This window comes from Kocuria rhizosphaerae (genome assembly GCF_044462265.1).
Classification (GTDB): domain Bacteria; phylum Actinomycetota; class Actinomycetes; order Actinomycetales; family Micrococcaceae; genus Kocuria; species Kocuria rhizosphaerae.
Genome location: NZ_JBISWL010000068.1, coordinates 1 through 8,190, shown reverse-complemented (window position 1 = coordinate 8,190; position 8,190 = coordinate 1). Strand labels below are relative to the sequence as shown.

The following is an 8,190-nucleotide window of genomic DNA, read 5'->3' as shown; positions in this document are numbered from 1 at the left end:
TTCAGCGGGGTGCTCGAGGAGATCGTGGCCCAGCCCGAGGACGTGATCCCGGTGGGCGAGCCCCTGTGCTACATGACCACGGAGGCCGAGGACCTCCTGGGCGACATGTTCGACGAGCCGGCCGCACCGGCCGCGGCCGAGCCGGATGAGCCGGCGGAGCCGGTCGGTGGGCCGCCGGTCCCGTCGGTGGCCGAGGCCACCGGCGGGGTGTCGGTCCCGGTGGCCGTCGAGTCCGGCAACGGTGCCCCCGCCTCCACACCGGCGCCCAGTCCGGCAGCCGCGCTCTCGAGCAACCGCAAGCCGGTCACGATGCCCAAGATGTCCATGACCATGGAGGAGGGCACCATGGCGCAGTGGTTCAAGCAGCCCGGGGACACCGTCACGGCGGGGGAGCCGATCTGCGAGGTGGAGACCGACAAGGTCGAGATGGAGGTGGAGGCCCCGTTCAGCGGGGTGCTCGAGGAGATCGTGGCCCAGCCCGAGGACGTGATCCCGGTGGGCGAGCCCCTGTGCTACATGACCACGGAGGCCGAGGACCTGCTGGGCGACCTGTTCGACGAGCCGGCGGCGCCGGCTCTGGCCTCGGCCGGGCCGGCGGTGCCGTCGGCAGCCGAGGCCCAGGGCGGGGTCTCGGTCCCGGTGGCGGTCGAGTCCCAGGACGCGTCACCGGCGCCCGCCCCGGCCGCCGTGTCCTCGAACGCGGAACCCGGGACAACCCGGGAGATCGCAGAGGAGCGGGCCTGGCCGGTCGCGGTCCCGGCGGCGCGCCGTCTCGCGGCCGAGACCGGTGTGGACCTGGCGAGGGTGCGCCCGACGGGGCCGTGGAGCACCGTTCGGGTGCCGGACGTGGAGGCCGCCGCCCGGCCCCAGGCCGCGGCGCCGGTCGCTGCTCCTCCTCGCCGACCCGCTGTCGCAGTTCCACAGGCGACGACGACGGCACCAACCCCGCCCACCGCGTCGTCTCCGCAGCAGAGAACACCGCGGACGGAGGAGGGGTCGCGGTCGGAGATCCGTCGCCGGCGCCTGCGAAAGCAGACGGCGAAGGTGATGACCGCCTCCGCCCAGATCCCTCAGTTCACGGTCTACGCGGATCTGGACCTCACCGGGCTCGACAGAATCCGCAAGACGGAGCTGCAGGGCGCGGGATGGACAGCGATCCTGCTCAAGGCCCAGGCCCTCGCCCTGCGCACCCACCACTCCCTCAACGCCTACTGGTCGGACGAGGGACTGGTTCCGAACGCGGACGTGGGCATCGCCCTGGCCGTCGACACGGACAACGGCCTCCTGGCTCCCGTGCTGAGGAATCCGGACAACGTGCCGCTGCTGGAACTCGACCGGCGAATCCGGGGTGCGGCAGCCGACGCCCGAAGGGGTTCCCTCAAGCTGGAGCAGCTGCAGGGTGGAACAGCAGTGCTGTCGAACCTCGGAGGGTTCGGGATCACCTCGTTCAACGCGCTGCTGACGCCTCCGCAGTCCACGGCACTGTCCCTGGGATCGATCGAGCAAAGGATCGTCGTGGGCGAGAACGGTACGTTCGGGGCGCGGCTGCTCTGTACGGTCGGCCTGACCGCCGACCACAGGACCGCCGACGGTGCGGACGCGGCCCGGTTCATCGCCACTCTGCGGAGCATCATCGGCGATCCCACCCGGTTGGGCGCCGTGGTGTAGGCCCTCGGCCGGCCGGGGACCCGCTCTCCGGCCGGTTGGGTGCCGTCGAGCCCTGGCAGGTCCTCAGCTGGTTGCCGGGACGCCGACTTGGCTATGGTTGAGACATGAAGCCCCCAGGAGGCCAGGACTCCACCGCTCGATCCACGGCAGCCGGGATCGTGCTGGCGGCCGGTTCGGGCACCCGCTTCGGCGGCTCTGTGAACAAGGCCTATCTTCCGCTGGCCGGTCAGAGCCTCATCTCCTGGTCGCTCAACGTGATGGCCGAGATCAATGAGATCTCACCGCTCGTACTGGTCATCAGGCCGGAGGACCACCGGCGAGCCGAAGCAGTGCTTGACAAGGAGGTAACCGCCGATGTGGAGATCGTCTACGGCGACTCGACCCGTCAGGGTTCGGAGCTGAGAGCGTTCCGGCACCTCGTGCCGCGGATCGATGCGGGGCTCGTGGACTCGATCCTCATCCACGACTCGGCGCGGCCACTGCTCTCCGCGGAGCTGTGCGCGGCCGTGCTGCATGCGACGCGCGACTACGGAGCGGCCATCCCGGCCCTTTACGGTCCGGACATGGCCATGACCGGTGACGGCGGTGGCACGGTTGTGGAGTTGCGGCACAGCCACCTCGTCCGGGCGCAGACGCCCCAGGGTTTTGCCGCCCGGCCCCTGGTGGATGCGTACGAGGCAGCGGCTCGGGACGGTCTCGATGCGACGGACACGGCGGGGTGCGTCGCCCGGTACACCGACCTGCCCATCCGGTGGATATCGGGCGAGGACCAGAACTTCAAGATCACCTACGCCCACGATCTGGTGGTGGCCCAGCAGCTGATCGCTGCCATGGATCACCAGGTCCACTGAGTGCGGGACCACTTCGTTCTCGAGAGCGGGAGGCACCGATGGAACAGATCCAACACGCGTCGTTGGTCTGTGCCTCGTGTTTCACGGAGTGCGACCACGAGATGACCTACGCCGGTCGACTGCTGACCTCCTTCAGGTGCAGCAACTGCGGAGCGACGGTGAACATCCGCGTGTCCGAGGACTACATCCCCGACGTCGGCCGACGGCTGGCCAGCAAGCCGGGACGGATGATGCGGCGTTTCCGCAAGCACCCTGTGAGCTACACCTTGAGCCTGCCGCGAGCCGTGGCGACCAAGCCCCGGGAAGTGGTGGCCGAGCTGCGGCTGGCCATCGCCGCGCGGGCGCACGAACACCGAGACCGCCCGGGTGGAGAGCCGCCCGTGGGGAGTGGGGAGGACACGGGGACGGAGGCGTAGGGCACTGGTCCGGAGTGGCAGACTGGAGCGGTGATCACAGGTCTGCCCCGCACCGGCATCGCCGTCGACGTCCACGCCTTCGGCCCCGAGGACACCCCGCTGTGGCTCGCCGGGCTGGAGTGGCCGGGGGAGACCGGGCTCGCCGGGCACTCCGACGGGGACGTCGTGGCGCACGCCGCGGCGGACGCGCTGTTCTCGGCCTCCGGCACGGGCGACCTGGGCTCCAACTTCGGGGTGGACCGGCCCGGGATGCGAGGCGTCTCCGGGACGCGGATCCTGGCGGAGGCCGCCCGGATCGTGCGGGCGGCCGGCTTCGAGATCGGCAACGTGGCCGTCCAGCTGATCGGGGAGCGGCCCCGCTTCGCCCCGCGCCGGTCGGAGGCGGAGGCCGTCCTCACCGAGGCCGCCGGAGCGCCGGTGACGGTCAGCGCCACGACCTCCGACCACCTGGGCTTCCCCGGCCGGGGGGAGGGGCTCGCGGCGGTCGCCACCGCTCTCGTGGTCCCCGTGGGCGACTCCCGCGCCTGAGCCGGGCGCCGTCGGCCCGACACTATGATGGGCCGTGTGACTCTGCGCTTCTACGACACCGTGACCGCCTCCGTGCGGGCCTTCGAGCCGGTCCGTCCCGGCGAGGCCCGGCTGTACTACTGCGGGGCCACCGTGCAGGGCATGCCCCACATCGGGCACGTGCGCTCGGCGCTCGTCTTCGACCAGCTGGCCCGCTGGCTGGACTTCCGCGGCCTGCGGGTGACGACGGTGCGCAACGTCACCGACATCGACGACAAGATCCTGGCGAACTCCGCCGCGTCCTTCGAGCGCGGCTACCGGGGGGACCACCCGCAGGAGGAGTGGTGGGCGCTGGCCTACCGCTTCGAGCAGGCCTTCACCGCGGCCTACGACGCCATCGGCATCGCCCGGCCCACGTACGAGCCGCGGGCCACCGGGCACGTGCCCGAGATGCTGGGCCTCATCCGGTCCCTCGTGGACGCGGGCCACGCCTACCCCGCCCCGGACGGCTCGGGCGACGTCTACTTCGACGTCCGCTCGTGGGACCGCTACGGCGAGCTCACCCACCAGTCGGTCGAGGACATGCAGGACGCCCCCGACGCGGACCCCCGCGGCAAGCGGGACCCGCGCGACTTCGCCCTCTGGAAGGGCCACAAGGAGGGGGAGCCGGAGACGGCCCGCTGGGACTCCCCGTGGGGGCCCGGCAGACCCGGCTGGCACCTCGAGTGCTCGGCCATGGCCGGGAAGTACCTCGGCGACCACTTCGACATCCACGGCGGCGGCCTCGACCTGCGCTTCCCCCACCACGAGAACGAGCTGGCCCAGTCCGCGGCGGCAGGGCGGGCGTTCGCCACCCTGTGGCTGCACAACGGGCTGGTGACCTACCAGGGCGAGAAGATGTCGAAGTCCATCGGCAACACCGTCTCCCCGGCGGAGATGCTCGCCGAGGCGCGGCCGCTGGCCGTGCGGTACTACCTGGGACAGGCCCACTACCGGTCCGTGCTCGACTACCGGCCCACCTCCCTGGCCGAGGCCACGGCCGCCGTCGAGCGGGTCGAGGCCTTCCTGCGGACGGCCCGGCAGGCCGGTACGGACCACTCCGGGACGGCCGCGGACGCGCCCGAGGCCTTCGCCGAGGCGATGGACGACGACCTCAATGTCCCGCAGGCCCTCGCGGTGCTCCACGAGACCGTCCGCGCGGGCAACTCGGCGCTGGCCTCCGGCGCGGACGCCGCCGGGCAGGCCCGGGCGGTCCGGGCCATGACCGACGTCCTGGGCCTCACGCCGCTCATGGACCTGGGCGGAGGCGGCGGGAACGCCGCGGAGCACGCCGCTCTCGACGCGCTCGTCCGCTCCCGGCTGGCCGAGCGGGACGAGGCGCGGGCGGCCAAGGACTGGGCCCGGGCCGACGCCATCCGGGACGAACTGGCCGCGGCGGGGCTGGCCGTGCGCGACGGCGCCGACGGCTCCGCCTGGACCGTGGCCTGACCGGCCCACCCACCCACGACCGAACAGAGGAATCCCATGGCAGCCCCCAAGCGTCCCGGCGCGATCCGCAAGAACAAGAAGGGCCCCCTCGTCGGCACCGGCGGGCACGGCCGCAAGGCCCTCGAGGGCAAGGGCCCCACCCCCCGGGCGGAGGACCGCCCCTACCACAAGGCGCACAAGCTGAAGAAGGCCGCCGAGAAGCGGGCGCAGTCCCCGGCCGGGCGTGCCCGGACCCGGTCGAGGGCTCCCGAGGACCTGGTCACGGGCCGGAACTCCGTGCTGGAGGCCCTGCGCGCCGAGGTGCCCGCCAAGGCCCTGCACGCGGCGAGCCGGATCGACGTGGACGACCGGGTGCGCGAGATCCTGCAGCTGTGCGCGGAGCGCGGCATCACGATCCTCGAGACCTCGAAGTCCGAGCTCGACCGGATCACGGGGGACGCGATCCACCAGGGCGTGGCCCTGCAGGTTCCCGCCTACGAGTACGGCGACGCCGTCGAGACCGCTCGCAGGCTCATGACCCAGTGGGAGAAGCGGCACATCTCCGCGCCCCCGCTGCTCGTGGCCCTCGACGGGATCACGGACCCGCGCAACCTGGGTGCCATCATCCGCAGCGTCTCCGCGTTCTCCGGCCACGCCGTGGTCCTGCCCGAGCGCCGCTCCGTGGGCGTCACGGCGTCCGCGTGGAAGACCAGCGCCGGCGCCGCCGCGCGCGTCCCGGTCGTGAAGGCCACGAACCTCAACCGCGCGCTCGAGGAGTTCAAGGGCATGGGCTACTTCGTGGCCGGCCTCGACGGCGGCGGCGACGTCGACCTCCCGGAGCTCGAGCTCGCCACCGAGCCCCTCGTGGTCGTGGTGGGCGCGGAGGGGAAGGGCCTGTCCCGGCTGGTCGCCGAGAACTGCGACCAGATCGTCTCGATCCCCATCGACTCCGCGATGGAGTCCCTCAACGCGTCGATGGCGGTGGGCATCACGCTGTACGAGGTCTCACGGCGTCGTGCTCGTTCCTGAACCCCTGCGCCAGGACACCGGGCGCCCGTACGTGTCCCGCCCGTACCCGCTCGGGGTGCACCCCTCCGCCGAGCGGGACGGGAGCGCGAACGTCGCGGTCTACGCCCCCGGCGTCCAGGACCTGGACCTGGTGTACCGGCTCCCCGGCGGGACGTGGCAGCGCCGCCGGCTCACCGGACGCACGGGCGGGGTGCACCACGGCACGATCCCGCCGGACGAGCAGCAGCGGCTCTCGGAGACGGGCTTCGAGTACGTGCTCCACCGGGACGAGGCGCCCGCCCTGCCCGCGGGCACCGACTACGGCTTCGTGCCCGCCGACTGGTCGGTCGCGGCGCGCCGGCGCTCCGCGAACCCCGCCGACCGCCAGATCCTGCTCGACCCCCACGCGAAGGGCCTGCGCCGCGTCGCCCCGCCCCCCGACGTGGACGACCCCGGCCCCGACGCCTACGGCGGGCGCTACGTCTCCGTGGTCGTCCAGCAGGACTTCGACTGGGACGAGGACCGGGCCCCGGCCACGCCGTGGCGGGACACCGTCGTCTACGAGGCCCACGTGAAGGGCCTCACGATCCGCCACCCGGACATCCCCCACGAACTGCGCGGCACCTACGCCGGCCTCGCCCACCCGGTGATGCTCGGCTACCTCACCTCCCTGGGCGTCACGGCGGTCGAGCTGCTGCCGGTCCACGCCCACCTCGACGAGCCGCACCTCACGAAGCTGGGGCTGAGCAACTACTGGGGCTACAACACGCTGGGCTTCTTCGCCCCGCACGCCTCCTACGCCACCGCGGCCGCCCGCGCCAAGGGTCCCCAGGCCGTGCTGGACGAGTTCAAGGCGATGGTCCGCGAGCTGCACCGGGCCGGGCTGGAGGTCTACCTCGACGTCGTCTACAACCACACGGCCGAGGCCGGCCAGGACGAGCCCGCCTACTGCTGGCGGGGACTCGGCGACGAGGCCTACTACCGGCACGGCGACGACGGGCGCTACGTCGACGTCACCGGGTGCGGCAACTCGGTGAACTTCGGCAACCCCCGCGTGGTGCAGATGGCCCTGGACTCCCTGCGCTACTGGGTGCAGCGCTGCCACGTGGACGGCTTCCGCTTCGACCTCGCGCCCGAGCTGGCACGGGACGAGCGCCACCGATTCACCCGCAACCACCCGTTCCTCGTGGCCGTCGGCGCCGACCCCGCCCTGTACGGCGTGAAGCTGATCGCCGAGCCCTGGGACGTGGGCATGGGCGGCTGGCAGACGGGCCGCTTCCCCGAGGGGTGGGCCGACTGGAACGACCGCTTCCGGGACACGGCGCGGGACTTCTGGCTCACGGGCCCCCGCAGCATGAGCGTGGGCGGGGACGGCGGCAACGCCTCCCGGCTCGCGGGGGCGCTCGCGGGCTCGGCGGAGATGTTCGCCGCGTCCGGGCGCAGCGCCCTGGCCTCCGTGAACTTCGTGACCGCCCACGACGGCTTCACGCTGGCGGACCTCGTCTCCTTCGACAACAAGCACAACCACGCGAACCTGGAGCGGAACCGGGACGGCACCAACGACAACCACTCCTGGAACCACGGGATCGAGGGACCGGCACGGGACGCCCGGATCCGGTCCGACCGGGCGCAGACGTCCCGCAACCTCATGGCGACCCTGCTCTTCTCGCAGGGCGTGCCGATGATCACGGCCGGCGACGAGATCGGTCGCACCCAGCACGGGAACAACAACGCCTACTGCCAGGACAACGAGCTGTCGTGGACCGACTGGCACCTCGCTCCGGCGGCGCGGGCCATGCTCGCCGCCACCCAGGAGCTGATCGGCGTGCGCCGGGAGTTCCTCTCCGGGCAGCCCTCGCACTTCCCGACGCGGCCGGACGAGGTGCTCATGCACTGGTTCGGTCCGGCGGGGAAGCCCATGACCGCGGCCGACTGGCAGGCTCCCGGCTCCCGCACCATCCAGGTGCTGCTCGGCTCCCGCGGCGGTCGGATCGCGGGCCTGGTGGTCGTCAACGGCGCGAGCGCGGACATGGCGATCACGTTCCCGTCCCTGACGGACCTGGTGCCCGCCGACGAGGACGGCTACCCCCTCGAGACGGTCGGCGGGGTCTTCTCCCTCGTGCACAGCACCGCCTCGGTGCTGCACGGACGCTACGGGACGCGCTTCCGGTCCGGGCAGGCGCAGGGCGTCCCCGCCAACTCGGTCACGCTCTTCCGGGTGCTGTGAGCCCGGCCGCACCGGGACCCCCGGACGGCGGAGGGGCCGCCCCCGG

At 72.6% G+C, this 8,190-nt stretch carries 7 protein-coding genes; all 7 read left to right on the top strand.

The window, feature by feature from the left end:
* On the top strand, positions 1–1,668 hold a 1,668-nt coding region (locus ACH9EU_RS07540; RefSeq protein ID WP_396413324.1), incomplete at its 5' end, for a 2-oxo acid dehydrogenase subunit E2.
* 104 nt (positions 1,669–1,772) lie between these two features.
* Positions 1,773–2,519: a 2-C-methyl-D-erythritol 4-phosphate cytidylyltransferase gene (locus ACH9EU_RS07535; RefSeq protein WP_396413323.1), complete on the top strand. Its 747-nt coding sequence runs from the start codon at positions 1,773–1,775 to the stop codon at positions 2,517–2,519.
* Positions 2,520–2,557: 38 nt separating this feature from the next.
* Complete coding sequence (locus tag ACH9EU_RS07530; RefSeq protein WP_396413322.1) at positions 2,558–2,935, top strand: hypothetical protein; 378 nt, start codon at positions 2,558–2,560, stop codon at positions 2,933–2,935.
* Between the two features lie 33 nt (positions 2,936–2,968).
* Positions 2,969–3,463: a 2-C-methyl-D-erythritol 2,4-cyclodiphosphate synthase gene (gene ispF, locus ACH9EU_RS07525; protein ID WP_396413325.1), complete on the top strand. Its 495-nt coding sequence runs from the start codon at positions 2,969–2,971 to the stop codon at positions 3,461–3,463.
* Positions 3,464–3,499: 36 nt separating this feature from the next.
* On the top strand, positions 3,500–4,930 hold the full coding sequence (cysS, locus tag ACH9EU_RS07520) for a cysteine--tRNA ligase (RefSeq protein ID WP_396413321.1): 1,431 nt from the start codon (positions 3,500–3,502) through the stop codon (positions 4,928–4,930).
* Between the two features lie 36 nt (positions 4,931–4,966).
* On the top strand, positions 4,967–5,938 hold the full coding sequence (gene rlmB / locus ACH9EU_RS07515) for a 23S rRNA (guanosine(2251)-2'-O)-methyltransferase RlmB (protein WP_396413320.1): 972 nt from the start codon (positions 4,967–4,969) through the stop codon (positions 5,936–5,938).
* Positions 5,925–8,144 (top strand): glycogen debranching protein GlgX, encoded by a 2,220-nt coding sequence (gene glgX / locus ACH9EU_RS07510; RefSeq protein ID WP_396413319.1) that lies wholly within the window; start codon positions 5,925–5,927, stop codon positions 8,142–8,144. The genes rlmB and glgX overlap by 14 nt, the downstream gene beginning before the upstream one ends.
* The last annotated feature ends 46 nt before the right edge of the window (positions 8,145–8,190 follow it).

What these genes read in the sequence shown, in the direction of transcription:
- ACH9EU_RS07530 (WP_396413322.1), top strand. Translation starts at nt 2,558, where the DNA reads ATGGAACAGATCCAACACGCGTCGTTGGTCTGTGCCTCGTGTTTCACG.
- rlmB (WP_396413320.1), top strand. Translation starts at nt 4,967, where the DNA reads ATGGCAGCCCCCAAGCGTCCCGGCGCGATCCGCAAGAACAAGAAGGGC.
- ACH9EU_RS07535 (WP_396413323.1), top strand. Translation starts at nt 1,773, where the DNA reads ATGAAGCCCCCAGGAGGCCAGGACTCCACCGCTCGATCCACGGCAGCC.